This window comes from Microcystis sp. M049S2, assembly GCF_020245625.1.
In the GTDB taxonomy this organism is placed as follows: Bacteria; Cyanobacteriota; Cyanobacteriia; order Cyanobacteriales; family Microcystaceae; genus Microcystis; species Microcystis ichthyoblabe_A.
Genome location: NZ_JADBUN010000170.1, coordinates 1 through 16123 on the forward strand (window position 1 = coordinate 1; position 16123 = coordinate 16123).

At 39.6% G+C, this 16123-nt stretch carries 16 protein-coding genes and 2 pseudogenes; 6 read left to right on the forward strand and 12 right to left on the reverse strand.

Translation table 11 applies throughout. The annotated features are described in order from the left end of the window. The 9 genes and pseudogenes from IM496_RS15040 to rfbF form a co-directional block, all read right to left on the reverse strand. Positions 1 to 181, reverse strand: a pseudogene (locus IM496_RS15040) (hypothetical protein); the annotation flags it as partial. A 115-nt stretch (positions 182 to 296) separates the two neighbouring features. After that, a complete protein-coding gene (locus tag IM496_RS15045; RefSeq protein WP_194014809.1) occupies positions 297 to 1037 on the reverse strand; it encodes a Uma2 family endonuclease in 741 nt (246 codons plus the stop codon). A 149-nt stretch (positions 1038 to 1186) separates the two neighbouring features. Next, positions 1187 to 3328 carry a hypothetical protein gene (locus tag IM496_RS15050; RefSeq protein ID WP_287662414.1) on the reverse strand — a complete coding sequence of 714 codons (2142 nt, stop codon included), beginning with the start codon at positions 3326 to 3328 and terminating at the stop codon, positions 1187 to 1189. A 63-nt stretch (positions 3329 to 3391) separates the two neighbouring features. Further along, positions 3392 to 4330, reverse strand: a complete 939-nt coding sequence (locus tag IM496_RS15055; RefSeq protein ID WP_194014811.1) for a glycosyltransferase family 2 protein — start codon at positions 4328 to 4330, stop codon at positions 3392 to 3394. Positions 4331 to 4384: 54 nt separating this feature from the next. After that, a complete protein-coding gene (locus IM496_RS15060; RefSeq protein ID WP_194014813.1) occupies positions 4385 to 5401 on the reverse strand; it encodes an NAD-dependent epimerase/dehydratase family protein in 1017 nt (338 codons plus the stop codon). Further along, positions 5398 to 6282, reverse strand: a complete 885-nt coding sequence (locus IM496_RS15065) for an NAD-dependent epimerase/dehydratase family protein (RefSeq protein ID WP_194014815.1) — start codon at positions 6280 to 6282, stop codon at positions 5398 to 5400. The genes IM496_RS15060 and IM496_RS15065 overlap by 4 nt, the downstream gene beginning before the upstream one ends. Before the next feature lie 3 nt (positions 6283 to 6285). Then, positions 6286 to 7629: a lipopolysaccharide biosynthesis protein RfbH gene (rfbH, locus tag IM496_RS15070; protein WP_194014817.1), complete on the reverse strand. Its 1344-nt coding sequence runs from the start codon at positions 7627 to 7629 to the stop codon at positions 6286 to 6288. A 74-nt stretch (positions 7630 to 7703) separates the two neighbouring features. Beyond that, complete coding sequence (gene rfbG / locus IM496_RS15075; RefSeq protein ID WP_194014819.1) at positions 7704 to 8822, reverse strand: CDP-glucose 4,6-dehydratase; 1119 nt, start codon at positions 8820 to 8822, stop codon at positions 7704 to 7706. Continuing rightward, the gene (rfbF, locus tag IM496_RS15080) at positions 8807 to 9637 is read right to left on the reverse strand and encodes a glucose-1-phosphate cytidylyltransferase (protein WP_228009550.1); all 831 of its coding nucleotides are present in this window, start codon (positions 9635 to 9637) and stop codon (positions 8807 to 8809) included. The genes rfbG and rfbF overlap by 16 nt, the downstream gene beginning before the upstream one ends. 710 nt (positions 9638 to 10347) lie before the next feature. Here rfbF and IM496_RS15085 point away from each other — a divergent pair. Then, positions 10348 to 10887: a hypothetical protein gene (locus IM496_RS15085; RefSeq protein ID WP_228009551.1), complete on the forward strand. Its 540-nt coding sequence runs from the start codon at positions 10348 to 10350 to the stop codon at positions 10885 to 10887. A 241-nt stretch (positions 10888 to 11128) separates the two neighbouring features. Then, positions 11129 to 11563, forward strand: a complete 435-nt coding sequence (locus IM496_RS15090; RefSeq protein WP_287662417.1) for a hypothetical protein — start codon at positions 11129 to 11131, stop codon at positions 11561 to 11563. Positions 11564 to 11903: 340 nt separating this feature from the next. Here IM496_RS15090 and IM496_RS15095 read toward each other — a convergent pair whose 3' ends face one another. After that, positions 11904 to 12356, reverse strand: a complete 453-nt coding sequence (locus IM496_RS15095; protein ID WP_104397114.1) for an SRPBCC family protein — start codon at positions 12354 to 12356, stop codon at positions 11904 to 11906. Positions 12357 to 12460: 104 nt separating this feature from the next. On the opposite strand from IM496_RS15095, the gene IM496_RS15100 reads away from it, so the two are divergent. From IM496_RS15100 to IM496_RS15110, 3 genes are all read left to right on the forward strand, one after another. Beyond that, on the forward strand, positions 12461 to 12823 hold the full coding sequence (locus IM496_RS15100) for a cupin domain-containing protein (protein ID WP_104397113.1): 363 nt from the start codon (positions 12461 to 12463) through the stop codon (positions 12821 to 12823). Between the two features lie 5 nt (positions 12824 to 12828). After that, positions 12829 to 13668, forward strand: a complete 840-nt coding sequence (locus IM496_RS15105) for a prephenate/arogenate dehydrogenase (RefSeq protein ID WP_287662418.1) — start codon at positions 12829 to 12831, stop codon at positions 13666 to 13668. 72 nt (positions 13669 to 13740) lie between these two features. Next, positions 13741 to 14199 (forward strand): nitrate reductase associated protein, encoded by a 459-nt coding sequence (locus IM496_RS15110; protein ID WP_194014823.1) that lies wholly within the window; start codon positions 13741 to 13743, stop codon positions 14197 to 14199. A 278-nt stretch (positions 14200 to 14477) separates the two neighbouring features. Here the strand turns inward: IM496_RS15110 and IM496_RS15115 are convergent, their stop codons facing one another. Continuing rightward, on the reverse strand, positions 14478 to 14669 hold the full coding sequence (locus IM496_RS15115; RefSeq protein WP_002738067.1) for a DUF2949 domain-containing protein: 192 nt from the start codon (positions 14667 to 14669) through the stop codon (positions 14478 to 14480). A 269-nt stretch (positions 14670 to 14938) separates the two neighbouring features. Here IM496_RS15115 and IM496_RS15120 point away from each other — a divergent pair, with 269 nt between their 5' ends. After that, a complete protein-coding gene (locus IM496_RS15120; protein WP_194014825.1) occupies positions 14939 to 15895 on the forward strand; it encodes a glycosyltransferase in 957 nt (318 codons plus the stop codon). 68 nt (positions 15896 to 15963) lie between these two features. Here IM496_RS15120 and IM496_RS15125 read toward each other — a convergent pair. Further along, a pseudogene (locus tag IM496_RS15125) lies at positions 15964 to 16123 on the reverse strand (GDP-mannose 4,6-dehydratase); the annotation flags it as partial.

A 16123-nucleotide genomic window follows, 5' to 3' on the forward strand; every position in this document is an offset into this window, starting at 1 on the left:
AGGCAATTAGCATCGATTCTAGAATTAGTCCTGCTAATTCTAGGGATTCCCGTAAAGCTGCTGCTAATAGGGGTTGCAAGTTGTTGTCCACAGGTTCGTCAGGTAGAATAAAATCATCTGGCAGTTTTTCCCAGGTGATTGGCGGTGATTTTTTGAACAAATTAATTGTAGATGGTGTCATTGTCGTAAACAGTCCTTCCTATATTTAATAAGCTCTCATAAACTGTCCACGACTAAGTAGGTGCATTAAATTAATTATAAAATAGACCTGTAGGTGGACAATGCCTGCAATTAGTTCATACACTATCATCAACTTCAACCCCTAGCGCTCTTAATTTTGCTGCCAAGCGTTCGGCTCGTTGCTTTTCCTGTTCAGCCCGTTGCTTTTCCTGCTCGGCCAACTCCTCTATGGTGGGGAGCAATTGCCCCTCTGCTGTTGCCCAACGTAGCCAAGTAATCGGCTCTTGTTCATCCCCATAAATTCCCTGCCACCGCACTAACACCAGCCCTAATATTTTGCTGCTGAACCTGCCTTGAGCATCTGGGTTTAAAGATTTATAAACACCCCCTTCTAAGCGATGTCCCGCTAAATCTTCTGGGTCAAAGGGATCATACCAAAAGTATTCTGTCACCCGCAAACGATTCTGATAGATGAGCTTTTTCTCTTCTTTATCTTTTTGCGCTGTACTTTCAGAGAGCAACTCAATCACCACATCAGGAGCTTTTTCTTCTTCCCAGACGACCCAGCTTTTCCGTTCTTTTCGAGGCACGTCCACAACTACAAATACATCGGGCCCGCGATAATCCTCGTTACGCACTTGATTGGGGCTAAAGTAAACAAACATATTGCCTCCGACAAACGCTTCCCGTCCCTGGGTTTTTAACCACCAGGAGAGAGGTCTAACTAATAACTGCATTTGCAGTCCGTGTCGCTGGGTTTCCATGGGAATACCATCATCAGAAGTTAGTTCATCTTGGGTCGGTGGTAGCTTGATCCCTGGTGGGTTAGCTGCAATTAGGAGGGTTTCTTGAGCCATTGGATTAGTTGGGGTGAACAACTGGTGCTACTTTCTTATCATAAACCATTGTCAATGTCAACACAATTGTGATCGCAATTGTGCTGCCAAGCACTCGGCTCGTTTTAGGTTATATGATTTTGTCAAGATTCTCTCACTTTATTACAGTTCTAATCTTTTATGTAAATATTACAATTTCTCAGGATAGGGTCATCTATGTTTTTCCCTGACTCTACAAGTTTGTAATTATTCTCATAGAGTAATTGTAAAAAAGTGGCATAAAGATTTTCTTTTATGAAAGGTACATTTATGGGACATAGGGTGACAATTGGATTAAATTTATTGAGAGCATCAATAAAACGGGGCTGAAAAGAATTGTCTCCAGGGAAAATAGAAGCTATCTCGGGATAGAACAATACTTTTCTGTTTTTGTGAAGATAATAATAGGATTCAAATAAACCTGAAAGGAGAATTGATGGTCGGTTTAATTGCTTTTCTAATGTATCTACTCTCTCAGACAAGCTGGCTAAAGCAGACATTTGCGAATAGCTTTTAGGGCTTTGAAAATTTGATATCGTTGCGGGGATAAATTCTACACAAGCGATTAGGGACATAATAATAAAGGGCATGATTAATACACTGATCAGGGAGAGTCTTAATAAATCAAAAGAATTGGGCAATAGGATTGGCAAAAATTCCCTAAATTCCATTTTATTCTCCATCAATTCTGGGTCAGATTCAGACATTTTTTTCCGATAAGAACTAAAGGCATAATCAATCAAGCAACCATAGGAAAGAAAGAAGGGAAGTGATACAGATATCAAATTCCAAGGATGACTTCTATTGACAAAATACAAGAGGCTAACTATTCCCCAGATGGCAATGACAAAACGATACTTAGCGTTTTTATCCTCAATGGGACTCTGAAAAGATTGTATGATGTTAAAACCGTAAACAACCATAAATATCATCCATATATTATCTGGAAAAGGCAAACCTAGAAAGCCAGAGCCAAATTTAAGAATAGAACTGGTGTAATTATAAAAATTGATAAATTCTCCAGCAATAATTCTAAAGCCAAAAATAATTACGAGAATGATGATTAAAAAATTTATACTAAATCCTATTAATTTTTTAATCATGTTTTTTGCGCTAAAACTATCTACTTTAAACTCATTCCAAATGTAGATAAAAAAATACATAATTAAGACAGATACACCAGAATCAAGATTACTTAATAGAGCCATTGCCACTAGAAAATCTAGGAGCAAATCTCGTAAGTTAATTATTAAAAATCCCATAGAAAAAGTAACTTTATCAAAAAACTTTTTTTCAGATATATACAACAAAGTAACCAGCAAAAGACAAGGAAATAAAGTTCTTAAAGGAAAATATTGAAAGTATAAATCTTGGCCTACTACCTTCCCATAAAAATAACTCCAAAATAGGCAGCTAATAAATAACAAAATTCTGATCAACGGATTTTTGCAGATAGCCTTAGCTATTAAATAGTAAAGAATAATCTGAAGAGCAATCAAACTACATACAACAATTTTAATAGACAATAGACTATTTCCCATTAATCGTGATAGTAGGCCAAGCCAAAGATAATATCCACCATATAAACTTTTAAATCCATCGTCAACAAGGGGAATAAAAGGGGAATCACCATTAATGGCAGCTAATGGGAAGAGAACCACATTAAAATGGTAGTTCGATGGATCAGTATAAACCAGACTCCAAGCAACTGATGTCACCGTCACTAAAACTCCAATAAAAACTATATTCTCAATCAATAATGTTCTCAAAAATTTACGAAGGGAAAATGAATGTAATAGAAAAAAGAAAATAACTGTTAAAATTAATGCAACTGGAATTAGCACCAAAAAATTCAAGCTTGATAAATAGGTTGTTAGTTCACGCCAATTGTATGACATCTCATGTTCCATATAGAATCTGAGACTTTCAGCAGTTTCTTGGCCAAAGAGTTTTTGAATTGCTATCGTGTTGAAAACAAGACCAAGTCCCCACGAAAATAAAAACTCAAGATTGTGACTTTGATTTGTGACTTGCCAATTATTGATGATTTTTGATAAAATAGAACTTGAATAGTTCAAAACTTTACCTAAGAATATAGGTAAAACAACAATTGAAGTTAAAACCAATAGATACCACATTGCTTCATAACTTTCATTTCCCTTCAAGTTCTCAAATCTTGTGGTAAGAAGATAATTTACATCAATAAAAATAAGTAGGAACGCCCCTACTCCTTTAAGCCATTGATCAATTGCAGTTTTATTCATTTGATACATTTTATTGTCCTCTTTATTTATTGTCTTTTACAATTTAGATTAAAGAACATCGCTAGGTAAATCTTAATCAAAATTCACCCGTTCTCTCTCTACAACCAGAGGTCTCTTTAAAGACCTTAAATGTATTAGTCCAATATATTCACCTATAATGCCAATAAAGAAAAGTTGTACAGAAGAAAAGAAAAACAAGCTAACGTGCAAAGAGGCAATTCCTATAGGTAAAAAATTGGGATTGATTAGTTTGGCAACCAAATAAACAATAGCCACAAATAGACTTAATATGCCCATAATAAAGCCTGACATAGTTGCCACTCTTATAGGAACCCTAGAATGACTGGTAATGCCAAGCAAAGCAAAATCATAGAGCATAAAGAAGTTTGCGCTGCTAACCCCTTTCTTTCTCGCTGCACTGACATACTCAACCTCAGCGATCTCGAAACCCAATTCCGAAATTAAACCTTTAAAATAAGGGTAAGGGTCATCAATTTTTCGTAAACTCTGAATCACATACTTATCATACAGTCCAAATCCAGTTGTATCTCTGGTCAATTCTACATCAGAGATTCTACTGAGAACGTAGTAATAAAGTTTTTTGACCTTAAAAAGCACAAATGATTCCCTACTCTTTTTTCTCACCCCTTGAACAACTTTATATCCTTCTTCCCATTTGGTAACGAAATCAATGATTAAAGAGGGTGGATCTTGTAGGTCAGCCATCAGAAAAATCACGGCATCTCCATCCGGTTGAATGAGTCCGTAATAGGAGGAGCGAACAAAGCCAAAATTTCTGGCATTGACGATAATTTTTACTTTGGGGTCTTTTCGAGCCAGCATTTTTAATATCTCTACTGTTCGGTCTTTGGAACAGTTATCAATAAAAACGTGTTCGTAGTCATAACCAGATAATTGATTTTCAAAAATTGTCTTAACTTGAGAGTACAAATCCTCAATGTTATCCTCTTCATTATAACAAGGAGTCATAACACTAATAAGCTTTTTCATACTTTATTCTCCTGCATATAAAATAGCTGAAATTTAGGTACAATATTAACAAACTCATTTACTTAACCATTCTAACATTTTACTAACCCCCTGACGACTTGAGACGCAGGGTTGCCATTGCAATTTACTTACCGCTTTGCCAATATCAGCAATGAAAATTCGCTGATCACTTTCCCGGAAAGGCAATTGTTTATAATTCAGTGTCACCCCTGTTAAATCTTCTAAAATATCAAACAATTCCAATAGCGAAAGACTATTATCCACCCCTCCGCCGATGTTAAATACTTCACCCTTAATGCTATCAATACGTTCAACAGTTGCTAAATAACAAGCAATTGCGTCACTAGCATATAAGACATCCCTCACCTGTTTCCCATTCCCTGATATTGTAAATGGTTCAGCATTAGGGTTAGTTTTGGCTTCTAATGCTTTCTGGCAAAACCAACCAATCCAACCTTGATCGTAAGTAGAAAACTGACGATCTCCATAAATAGAAGAGTGACGAAAAACAACGGTTTTTAAATGGAAGATACGAGCATAATCTAACATATACTGATCCCCTGTCCCTTTAGAACATCCATAGGGTGAATGAAAATTAATGGGTACAGATTCATCAAATCCTTGAGGATAATCGGGGCAGAAATAGCGCTTTTCTAGTTCTTGATACCTAAATTGTTCTAAGTCTCCATAAACTTTGTTAGTTGACGAATAGACTATCGCACTATCAGGACAGTGCTTTCGTACAGACTCTAGAATATTTAGAGTTCCTAAGGCATTGATTTCAAAATCTAGGCGAGGATTAGCAATAGAAGTCGTCATCGCCACCTGACCTGCTAGATGAAAGATAACATCAGGTTTAAATTCTTTGACAGCGCGCTCAACATCATTTGTGTTGCGAATATCTGCATGGATAAATTGATATTGCCCCTGACTTCGCAACCAGTTAAGATTTTGTTCCGAACCCGATCGATACAAGTTATCAAAAATAAGCAATTCTTCTCCTTTCTTTAATATTTGTCCAGCAATGTTGCTTCCTAAAAATCCACAGCCACCAGTAATTAAATATTTCATCGATTAATACTACTCCTTTCCTGATCTATAGTGTACTTTAACCCTTCAACTAGAGAAATTTGGGGTTGCCAACCTAATCTTGATAACATTGAAATATCCACATGGGATTCCATGATCTCATTTTCTCGATAAGGAAGCATACCAAAATTAAGTCGAGTGACTTTATTTCCTGTCATCGTTTTAACCGTTTGAACAAACTCTCGAATTTCAATGTTCTTTCCTGTACCTATTTCATAGCGATATAAATTATTAGGAACATCAAAACTAAAGTTAACCAGTGTCATGAAGGCTTCTACCACATCATCAATATAAATAAAATCACGTTTCTGTTCTCCTAATGTCAGATCTATAAAATCTACTTCATGCAGCAAATCCAAGATAATTTTTGAGACAAATTTAGATCGATCATCAAAGGGTCCATAAAAATGCTCTAGAGCAACACTAATACAAACCATTTTTTGAGAAAATAAGGACAACCAATCTAAAAAATGTTTTTTAGAAAGGGAATAGTAACTCACTCTTTTATCTAAAATGGTATCAGTGTTAATGAATGTTTTGACTGGATAATTTTCTGCTATTTGCAGAATTGTCAAAGGCAAAAAAAGGTTCGCTTGGATAATATCTGTAGGAGGAACGGCAAAACGACCATAATTGGTAGCACAATGGATGATTATGTCAATGACATTTTCTTGAAAAATTTTCTCTATATCAATCGAGTCGAGACCGTAGAACCGAACTTGGTTGATAATAGATTCCAAGGGCGACAATTTAGAGGTTGAGCGCTTAATGATAATAACGTCAAAACCCTCATAGACAAGACGTTTAGCCAGATGACTACCTAAAAATCCTGTACCCCCCGTCAATAAAATAGTTTTTGACATCTCCTACTGTTTACCCCTACAAAATGCTGTCAGGGTTTCGACTACATAGGTTAACATCTCCTCAGTTAATCCGGGATAAATGCCCAGCCAAAAAACACTACTCATGATTTTATCGGCATTACTTAAATCCCCAATAACTCGATAATTTAACCCCTTATAAAGAGGTTGTCGCAATAAATTTCCTCCAAATAATAGCCTTGTGCCGATGCGCTTTTCCTCCAAATGCTTAACCAAATCATTGCGGCTAAAAGGCGCATTTTCCTTAACAAAAATCGGAAACCCGAACCAACTCGGTTCAGAATCGGGGCTGGCTTCAGGCAGAATTAAAACATCTTGAAGCTCCTGTAACTTTTGATACAAAAAGTCGAAATTTTCCCGGCGCTTTTTGATAAATCCGGGCAATTTATCCAGTTGCGCTACCCCGACGGCGGCTTGCATATCGGTCATCTTTAGGTTATAACCCACATGAGAATAGGTGTACTTATGGTCATAGCCAAAGGGTAAATCTCCTAACTGCCAACCGAAGCGCTTATTACAGGTATTATCTACCCCCGGAGGACACCAACAATCTCTCCCCCAGTCACGGAATGACTCGACAATCTTTTTCAAGCGGGTATCACTGGTTAAAACCGCGCCCCCTTCTCCCATAGTCATGTGATGGGCAGGATAAAAGCTAACCGTTGCTAAATGCCCAAAGGTGCCGGTTTTTTGCCCTTTATAGAGACTTCCCACCGCGTCACAGTTATCCTCAACTACCCAGAGGTCATGTTTTTCGGCAAAAGCCATCACCGCTTCTAAATTAAAGGGATTTCCCAGGGTATGAGCGATCATAATCGCTTTAGTCTTCTCTGACAAGGCGGATTCCAGTTGATCAATGTCTAGGTCATAACCGGGTAATTTAACGTCTAAAAAGACCGGAATTAGCTGATTTTGAAAGATGGGGTTAACTGTAGTCGGGAAACCTGCGGCGACGGTAATGACTTCATCCCCCGGTTTAAGTTGTTTTTCCCCCAGTTTAGGGGAAGTTAAGGCACTTAAAGCCACTAAATTGGCCGAAGAGCCAGAATTGACCAATAAACAATGTTTTACCCCCATCCACTGGGCAAAACGTTCCTCAAATTCCGCCGCATATCTGCCCGTCGTTAACCAGAAATCTAGGGAAGAATCAACTAATTTGACTAATTCTTGCTCATCAAATACCTTACCCGATGCCGGAATATAGGTCTGCCCCGCCACAAAAGCCCGGGGTTGAAATTTGTGCTTATAATATTCTTGTACGGCTTGAAAAACTTGCTCTCGCAGTTCTGTTTCAGTATTTGTATTGGGGGGAGAAATAGATTGAGTCATGGTTAATTTCCTTTCAGGGGAGAAATTTGAACTTAATTATCACTTAATTTGCACTATTATCAGCCTTGAGTTCGCTAATCGCTCAGACAACTTTGATAATATTCGATTTGTTGGCGGGTAAGTTCCTGGAATTGTGCCTTATCTTGAGAGTCCATTTGAGCCGCTTGATAATACCATGTCACGGTTTCCTTGAGGGTTTGCCGAAAATCCCAGACTGGTTGCCATTTTAGGGTATGAAAAGCCTTATCTGTGACTAGATTAAGCAATTTAGCCTCATGAACAGCCTTCGGATCACTTTGATCGAGCCAAGTCCCTGGCCAAAGTTGTAGGATAGACTCGACCAACTCTTTAACTGGGCGATTAGAAGTCAGAGACGGACCGAAATTAAACGCCCCATATAACCCCCGGCTGTCTTGCTGCCAATTAGCCGTCATCAACTGCTCATAAATAGACTCAGCTAACCGTAAATAGCCCCCTAAAGGCTCTAAAACGTGCTGCCAAGGGCGAGTCGCTAGAGGGTTCCGCACCGGAATCGCTTCGTACTTCATCAAGGCCCGCATTGCATCGGGTACAATCCGATCTAGGGACCAATCTCCGCCACCGATGACATTTCCTGCCCTGGCGCTGGCAATGCCGATGGCGGTTTGAGGGGTTTTAAAGAAGGAACTGCGCCAAGATGCGATCGCCAATTCCGCCCCAGCTTTGCTAGAACTATAGGGATCGTAACCCCCCAAGGGGTCATTTTCCCGATAACCATAGACCCATTCCCGATTCTCATAGCACTTATCGCTAGTAATAAACACGGCGGCACAGGGATGAGTCAGGCTTTTGAGGGCCTCTAAAACGTGAATAGTCCCCATAACATTTGTGTTCCACGTTTCCACCGACTCAAGATAAGAAAGCCGCACCAAGGGTTGTGCCGCTAAATGAAAGACTACATCCGGTTGCCATGAAGCGATTAAACGAGTCACTAACTCAGGCTCTCGAATATCTCCTATATGATGACTCAGGTTTTGAGCTAAGTCTAATTGGTCGAATAAGGCGGGGGTGGTATTGGAAGCTAAACTGAGGCCTTTTACCTCTGCTCCTAGATGGAGTAACCAAAACGCCAGCCAAGACCCCTTAAAGCCAGTATGACCAGTAATAAAGACCTTTTTGCCTGGCCAAAATGCTTTCTTTACCATATTTTCCATCTAGCTTGTCCAGTGTCATAAAGGTGATTGAGCATTTCCATTTCTCGGTAAGTATCCATACACTGCCAAAACCCTTCATGCTTATAGACGGCGAGTTCTCCCAAAGCAGCCAAGGTTCTGAGGGGCTGTGCTTCAAAAGTCGTCGAATCTCCCTCAATTAAATCCAAAACCTTGCGATTTAAGACAAAATACCCCCCATTAATCCATCCTTCAGCCGTTTGGGGCTTTTCTTGGAACTGAGCGACTAAATTACCCTCAATGATTAACTCGCCAAAGCGAGAAGAAGGACGAACCGCCGTCATCGTGGCTAATTTGCCATGGGAGTAGTGGAAATCCAACAGATCCGCAATATTCACATCACAAACCCCATCCCCATAGGTGGCCAAAAAGAGATCGCTGCCACTTTGATCTATATAAGATGTAAGACGTTTAAGACGGCCTCCCGTCATGGTTTCCTGTCCCGTATCAATTAACCAAATACGCCAGTCTTCCTCCTGGTGTCCACTATCGAGTTTGGTCACTTTTTTATTGCCTAACTCTAAGAGGACATCACTTTGATTCCAATCATAGTTAAAGAAATAGTCCCGGATTATTTCCCCTTTATACCCTAGACAGAGCATAAAGTCAGTTAACCCATATTGGGCATAAGTTTTCATGATATGCCAAATAATCGGTCGATTTCCGATGGCAATCATCGGCTTAGGTCGAAATTCGGTTTCTTCCCGCAGTCGGGTTCCTTTGCCACCACACAAGATGGCAACGGGAATGTTAGACTCATAGTCCTTAACTGTTAAACTGACCGATTGTATTACCATTAGATTATATAGTGAAGAGCTTTGAGAGTGACATCATCTTATCGAGGCAGTTTAACACGGGGTTCCCGATCTTGTCCAAGATTTGTCTAAAGAAATTTTTGTTGAGCGAGTGTACCTAGTTTATTGCTAAACAGGCTCTTAAATCTTCTGGCAGTTATCTTAATGGTGAGGTACGAGGTTTTCCTTTTGGGGAGTCGGTCGTCGGCCGGTGATGCCAAATCAGGTTATACTTCATCTTTAACGCTATAATTGCTACCGGGTAGGGCTAGAAATTCGCGCTACCCTGCGAAGATAAACATTCGGGGACACAGTCACGAAGCTACCAGAAAATTTTAGGATAAAAATACCGACACCCATGGGGAAATCAATCAATAAAGTCCGAGGAACGGCACTGATTTTAGGAATCCTAGCGATTGCCTTTGCCTTTTTCACCAGGATTGTCAGTATTTTTGAATACGTTACCTTCGATATCGGACCCGATCCCGATCAGATTACCTTTGGTTATCTTTGGATGGATATGTGGAAGGGAAACTTTCCTCAATTGGGACTCGCAGGGGGGGGGAAGATATGGATTCGCAATTCCCCCCCTCTATATTTATTTAGGGTTTCCTCTGATAATTTTCGGTACCGCTCCCGAATTTCAAGTCCTTACCAATGGCCTATTTTCTTTTCTATCGATTCCCCTCTTAATCTACTTTGTTTATCAACTTTTGGAAAATGTAGAAAAAGATAAACGTCTTCTCCTGTCCAGTTTGGCAGGATTTTGGTATAGCACGATTTATGCCGATTATTTTATTAATAATTTTTCCTGGAACCCTAGCCCAATACCCTTTTTCCTGCTCGTTTTTGCTTTACTCTATCGGTTCCAGATGGAAACGAGTAAGCCGCTGCTCTATCAGGCTATAGCTTGGATATTCTTCGGGATTACTGTCGCTATATTGGTGAGTTTACACACCACCACGATGTTAATTATCCCAGCGACTTCTGTTATTGCCTGTCTATGGTTTGTTTATCGAAATCGCAAGAATAATATTAAATGTCTTTTGCCTTTTCTATCGATTCTCTCTGCAAATCTCGCCTTGGTTATGTATTGGCACAGTGAGATAGTTGGGAGATTTGCAAATACGAAAGGACTGCTGAGAGCGCTCACGGAGAAGGGGGCAAGCGCTGAACCATCGAGCAATCTGTTCACTCGTCTATTTAAAGCGATTTGGGAAACGGTTTATCTAGGTAATCAAGTGTTTTTTTGAATGAAAATATATCGGTTTTCAATGTCGTAGTTTCGGCTATTTTTTTTTCGGCATTTCTCTATACATAGTCATCAAAAAATATCGAGGTAATAAAACACTGATCGGCTTTTTTGCGATTACTTGGATAATTTTTATCTACGCTTCCTCTAATTATCCTGATCAGCATTTTTATTCCCATCGTAAAATCTTACTCTGGTTTGCTCCTATACTTCTGGCGATCGCTAGTCTGGCCTATCTAAACTTGACTAAGACTTTCCACAGGATACTCGCTCTAGTTCTAGCAATTATCATCGGCTATTCTATCGCAACTAATCTCTATTTCAATCAACGTTATCTTGCTAGTAAATACGGTTCCGAAAGACTCCTATCCGTGGCCGATACAGTGGCAATTATCAATCAAATTCCGGTCGGTTCAACCCTTTGTGATCCAGCCAAGAAACGCAAAAGAAAAGAGCGCGGTCAGTACGATTATATCGATACCTTTATGACCAAAAGAGAGCTAAAGATCACCAATGCCTGCCCATCGGGTAGTTATTATATACAGCCGAAATTTAAAATGGCTATCCAAATGAACGATTTATTTCCAATTTTTACCCTCGTCAAAACCCCTCCCCTCGATCGCCCGATGACTCCCCTTCTGGAAACCCCAGAAGCCTATCTCTATAAAATCGAGTAGAAATACCTCAACCATGATAGCGGAATTGGATCGGGATATTCTTAGCAAGTTTTCGTTTTTAGGAGTCGGTCGTCAGCAATTTCATAGCCAAGACGAAAAGTCCGTTAAAAAGGGTGCATCTCAATAAACTCACTGACCACGATGCGCCCCTACCATAATATTATGGTAGGGGCGCATTGCATTCGCCCTCTTTTAATAACTTCTGCTGATCACTACAAATATGAGAGAGCCATAAATATGAGATGCAGCCGATTAAAATGGACTAAAGTTCTTGTACCTAGTCGGTGACTGACTAGAGCCATCGGACAAAAAATAAATTCCCTAACTGCCGATGATTACCTCACCTTGGCGGCGTATTATTGACAATATTAAGCGCATAAAGGCGAAAACGCTCTAGATCAGCTTGCAGGGTCGATTCCACCACTCGACCGAGGAAAAGATTATCCATCAATTTTCCCAACCAACCAGGTATAGCATAGGATGCTGTGAGTCGCACAATACTCTTACCATGACGGTCATAAAAACGAATCGCCCCGCGGTTAGGCAACCCGTCCACGGATTCCCATTGAATCATCTGATGGGGGACAATTTTCATTATCCGTGACAACCAAGTAAATTCTAGACCACCACTGGCTAACTTCCAACGGGAAAGTTCTGGCTCCTCCTCGAGAATTTTCACCGATTCGATCCATTTCATCCAGTGGGGCATTTGTTCTAAATCTGACCAGAGTTCCCAAACCAGATCGATCGGCGCGTCCACTTCTACCTGTACACTATGTTCTAACCAAGTCATTCGTTAATTCTGGCGATGCTGAATATTTCTATGATAACGGCTATTAGTCTTTAGCTTTTCACTCAATGATAAAATAAAAACAATCTTTGAGGTTTAATTTTACTATGTTAATCAGAAAACTGATCGAATGTGAGGAATTCATCGCTGGTGATCATACCCGATTGCGCGAGTTATTGCATCCCGATAAACAGCCGTTAAATCTACGTTATAGTTTAGCCCACGCATGGGTAGATGTGGGGGAAACTTCTACTCCCCACGCTTTAAAAACTGCGGAAGTTTATTATATTCTGCAAGGACAAGGGGAAATGCACATCGATGAGGAAGTACAATTAGTGACTGTCGGTGCTGCTATTTATATACCTCCTCTCGCTAAACAATATATTCATAATTGTGGGGAGGAAACCTTAGTTTTCTTGTGCATTGTCGATCCTGCTTGGCGAGTAGAAGACGAAATTATCTTTGAGTAAAACTAATGAATATTGGCATTATTGGACTGGGTTTAATTGGTGGTTCCTTGGGGTTAGATTTCCGCTCACAAGGTTATAAGGTTTTGGGAGTTTCCCGTCAACAATCCACCTGTGATATCGCTGTAAAAAAAGGAGTGGTAGATGAATCTAGCACCAGTTTAGAATTATTGGCTACTGCCGATTTAATCTTTATTTGTACTCCCATACATTTAATTGTGCCAACTTTGGAAAAATTAACTCCCTATTTAAAAAAACAGGCAATTGTCACCGATGTGGGATCGGTTAAAGGGGCAATCGTGGCCAATTGTAGTCAATTGTGGCCGAATTTTGTCGGTAGTCATCCTATGGCCGGGAAAACCGAACAGGGAATTAATGCAGCACAATTGGGTTTATTTGTCAATACCCCTTATGTGATTACTCCCCTTGAATCTACTCCTTATTTTGCCGTGGAAATCTTAACCGAAATAGTACAAAAATTAGGCTGTCAAATTTATTATTCCTCCCCCGAAGAACACGATCGAGCCGTGGCTTGGATTTCCCATCTTCCAGTAATGATTAGTACCAGTTTAATCCAAGCTTGTGGGAAAGAACAAGACCCGAATATTCGCAAATTAGCAGAAAATTTAGCTAGTTCTGGTTTTCGCGATACCAGTCGCGTCGGTGCTGGCAATCCCGAATTAGGTTTAATGATGGCTAAATACAATCGTCAAGCTTTATTGATATCCTTGACAAATTATCGGCAAAATCTTGATCAAATTATTGACCATATTGCAGGAGAAAAATGGCAGGAACTAGAGAACATTCTCGTTTCTAGTCATCAATATCGAGCCAATTTTATTCAATAAAATACCATTTGCCCAGCAATTATCCCGCGGCACTGTATCATAGATTTATACTCAGCAAACCAATAAAATGATATGACCACCTTTTTTGACTTTGAATCCGAATTTGTTGACTCCTTACGTTGTATACCGATGGCCGTGAGAATGAAACTAGATACCTGTGGAGTTAAATTAAAATTATCCCATTGGATGCAATTAACTCAACCAGAAAGAATGGTATTAGTTAATATGGCTTGTACGACGGCAGCAGAAGCCAAAATCTATCGAGATTTTCTGCAAAAATTAATCACGGAAAAAACTGGCAATCCCGCAGGAGAACTAGCAATAGATACCCATCCCGCTTGGCTAGATGATAGCCAGATTCCTGATACAGTCCTAGAAAAAGCTAGAGAATTACAGATTGAAATTAGTTTAGAACAATGGAAAAAATTGCATCCATTCCAACGTTTTGCCCTGATTAAACTCAGTCGTCCCAGTCACGAAAATCTCAACTTCTATCCTGCCCTCAAAGAGTTCCATATAGTCGATGCCTAACTCAAGAACCTATGCCCGATTAAGTTTGTTTCTAAGCTAAGACGCATTTAAACCGCTTATTCTTAAATTAGCCGAACCTCCCCCAATCCGTTTACTGTTGCCTCTTGCCTCGTCTCAACAAGCAATTTAAATTACGAACAGCTTACCTTACTATCATGACAAGCAAAAAGGCAAGCAAGGGGTATAAAATTAAATAAAACTGAATAAATTGCAGTAACTTGCTGCTCTCTTAATAAAAATGATAATTAATGAACCTATTCTTGGAAAATAATTATTAATTATACAGTTTCCATCCAGTCAAAAACTTGATTCAATTGCGACAAATCGATTAAACCGTACTGCCATAAAACCATCGGTAAAGAACCCACCGATGCTTCACAGAGACGCACAGCCATATCGAGGGAACGAGGGGAAATTGCTAATTTTTCCAAGAGGAAAGTGCGGAGTTGTTTTTGTTGATGAGCTTCCATGATTAAGGATCATTGGTAGTGATAATCGGATTATTGAATAACTTACCCTCTATTAAAAAGAGATGCTTCCCTCACGGGGATCACCCAATTGGGTGATTTTGTCCAGCAATCAGAATAATTTAAGAATTTATCCAGAATATGTCCTACTATCCCGAAATTGCTAGTGGGGATATCAACACTTCCTTTAAGTAGAAAAACGAGAAAGGGGAACTTTTGGGATAAGCTATTGATAAGCTAGTTTTTGCTCAAGTAGGAGAGAATTACCCCCAATGAGTCATGCTCCTCAAGTTTCCGTGATTATTCCTTGCTATAATCAAGGTCGCTATCTTGATGATGCGATCGCATCTGTTTTAGTGCAAACATACCAAAACTTTGAAATCCTTGTCATTGATGATGGATCCACAGAACCGGAAACCATCGAGATTTTACAAGATTATCAACAGCCAAAAACCCAGATCATCCGCACAGAAAATCAAGGGGTTGCCACGGCCAGAAATCTAGGAATTGCCCAAGGGCAAGGAACCTATATTCTTCCTCTTGATGCCGATGATAAAATTGCCGATTCCTATCTAGAAAAAGCGGTTACTTTGCTAGAAGGTAATGAGCAATTAGGTATAGTTTATTGCGAAGCCGAGTATTTTGGGGATAGACAAGGAACTTGGCCGCTGCCTGAGTATAAATTTCCCGATATATTAGTAGATAATATGATATTTTGCTCTGGTTTGTTTCGGAAATCCGATTGGGAAACTGTGGGCGGCTATAATACCAATTTAATTTATGGTTGGGAAGATCACGATTTTTGGTTATCTTTGATCGAATTAGGTCGAGAAGTCTATCGTATCCCAGAAGTGTTATTTTTCTATCGGCAAAAAGCTGATTCTATGAGTCGCTCAATGACAGCAGAACACTATATTTATTCCTACACCCAACTTTTTTATAATCATCCCCAACTTTACTCCCAAAATATCCAAGCCATTTTTGCTGCTTTAGTCACCTTAAAAGTCGATATATTCGCTCAGTTGGAACAGGCTAGAGAACGAATTAAACAATTAGAAATTCATGAACAAGAATTGCAACAAGAATTACAAAAAACCCAATTGGATTATCGAGAAGCTGACAGCAAAATAGCCGCAATGGAAAAAAGTAAATTCTGGCAAATGAGAAGGGCTTGGATTAAAATGCAAAAATTGCTAGGTTTGCTGGAAAAAGACCCAATTTACTCCTAAAAGTCAGGTAAAAATGGCGATGGATCAAGGCGGGGGTGGGTTGCCCTTCCCTAACCCACCTGACTTTATTAATCGACGGCAATTAAGGAACGATTGCGAAGATAAGCCAAATCTTTTAATAACTGTTGGCTATCACCACCGTTATTAAGATTAATCCCCAAAGCCGCTAAATCCGCATCTACCATTAATTTTACCAGTCCCTCGAACGTCACCGACGGCTGCCAACCT

What these genes read in the sequence shown, in the direction of transcription:
- IM496_RS15045 (WP_194014809.1), bottom strand. Translation starts at nt 1,037, where the DNA reads ATGGCTCAAGAAACCCTCCTAATTGCAGCTAACCCACCAGGGATCAAG.
- IM496_RS15050 (WP_287662414.1), bottom strand. Translation starts at nt 3,328, where the DNA reads ATGTATCAAATGAATAAAACTGCAATTGATCAATGGCTTAAAGGAGTA.
- IM496_RS15055 (WP_194014811.1), bottom strand. Translation starts at nt 4,330, where the DNA reads ATGAAAAAGCTTATTAGTGTTATGACTCCTTGTTATAATGAAGAGGAT.
- IM496_RS15060 (WP_194014813.1), bottom strand. Translation starts at nt 5,401, where the DNA reads ATGAAATATTTAATTACTGGTGGCTGTGGATTTTTAGGAAGCAACATT.
- IM496_RS15065 (WP_194014815.1), bottom strand. Translation starts at nt 6,282, where the DNA reads ATGTCAAAAACTATTTTATTGACGGGGGGTACAGGATTTTTAGGTAGT.
- rfbH (WP_194014817.1), bottom strand. Translation starts at nt 7,629, where the DNA reads ATGACTCAATCTATTTCTCCCCCCAATACAAATACTGAAACAGAACTG.
- rfbG (WP_194014819.1), bottom strand. Translation starts at nt 8,822, where the DNA reads ATGGAAAATATGGTAAAGAAAGCATTTTGGCCAGGCAAAAAGGTCTTT.
- rfbF (WP_228009550.1), bottom strand. Translation starts at nt 9,637, where the DNA reads ATGGTAATACAATCGGTCAGTTTAACAGTTAAGGACTATGAGTCTAAC.
- IM496_RS15095 (WP_104397114.1), bottom strand. Translation starts at nt 12,356, where the DNA reads ATGACTTGGTTAGAACATAGTGTACAGGTAGAAGTGGACGCGCCGATC.
- IM496_RS15100 (WP_104397113.1), top strand. Translation starts at nt 12,461, where the DNA reads ATGTTAATCAGAAAACTGATCGAATGTGAGGAATTCATCGCTGGTGAT.
- IM496_RS15105 (WP_287662418.1), top strand. Translation starts at nt 12,829, where the DNA reads ATGAATATTGGCATTATTGGACTGGGTTTAATTGGTGGTTCCTTGGGG.
- IM496_RS15110 (WP_194014823.1), top strand. Translation starts at nt 13,741, where the DNA reads ATGACCACCTTTTTTGACTTTGAATCCGAATTTGTTGACTCCTTACGT.
- IM496_RS15115 (WP_002738067.1), bottom strand. Translation starts at nt 14,669, where the DNA reads ATGGAAGCTCATCAACAAAAACAACTCCGCACTTTCCTCTTGGAAAAA.
- IM496_RS15120 (WP_194014825.1), top strand. Translation starts at nt 14,939, where the DNA reads ATGAGTCATGCTCCTCAAGTTTCCGTGATTATTCCTTGCTATAATCAA.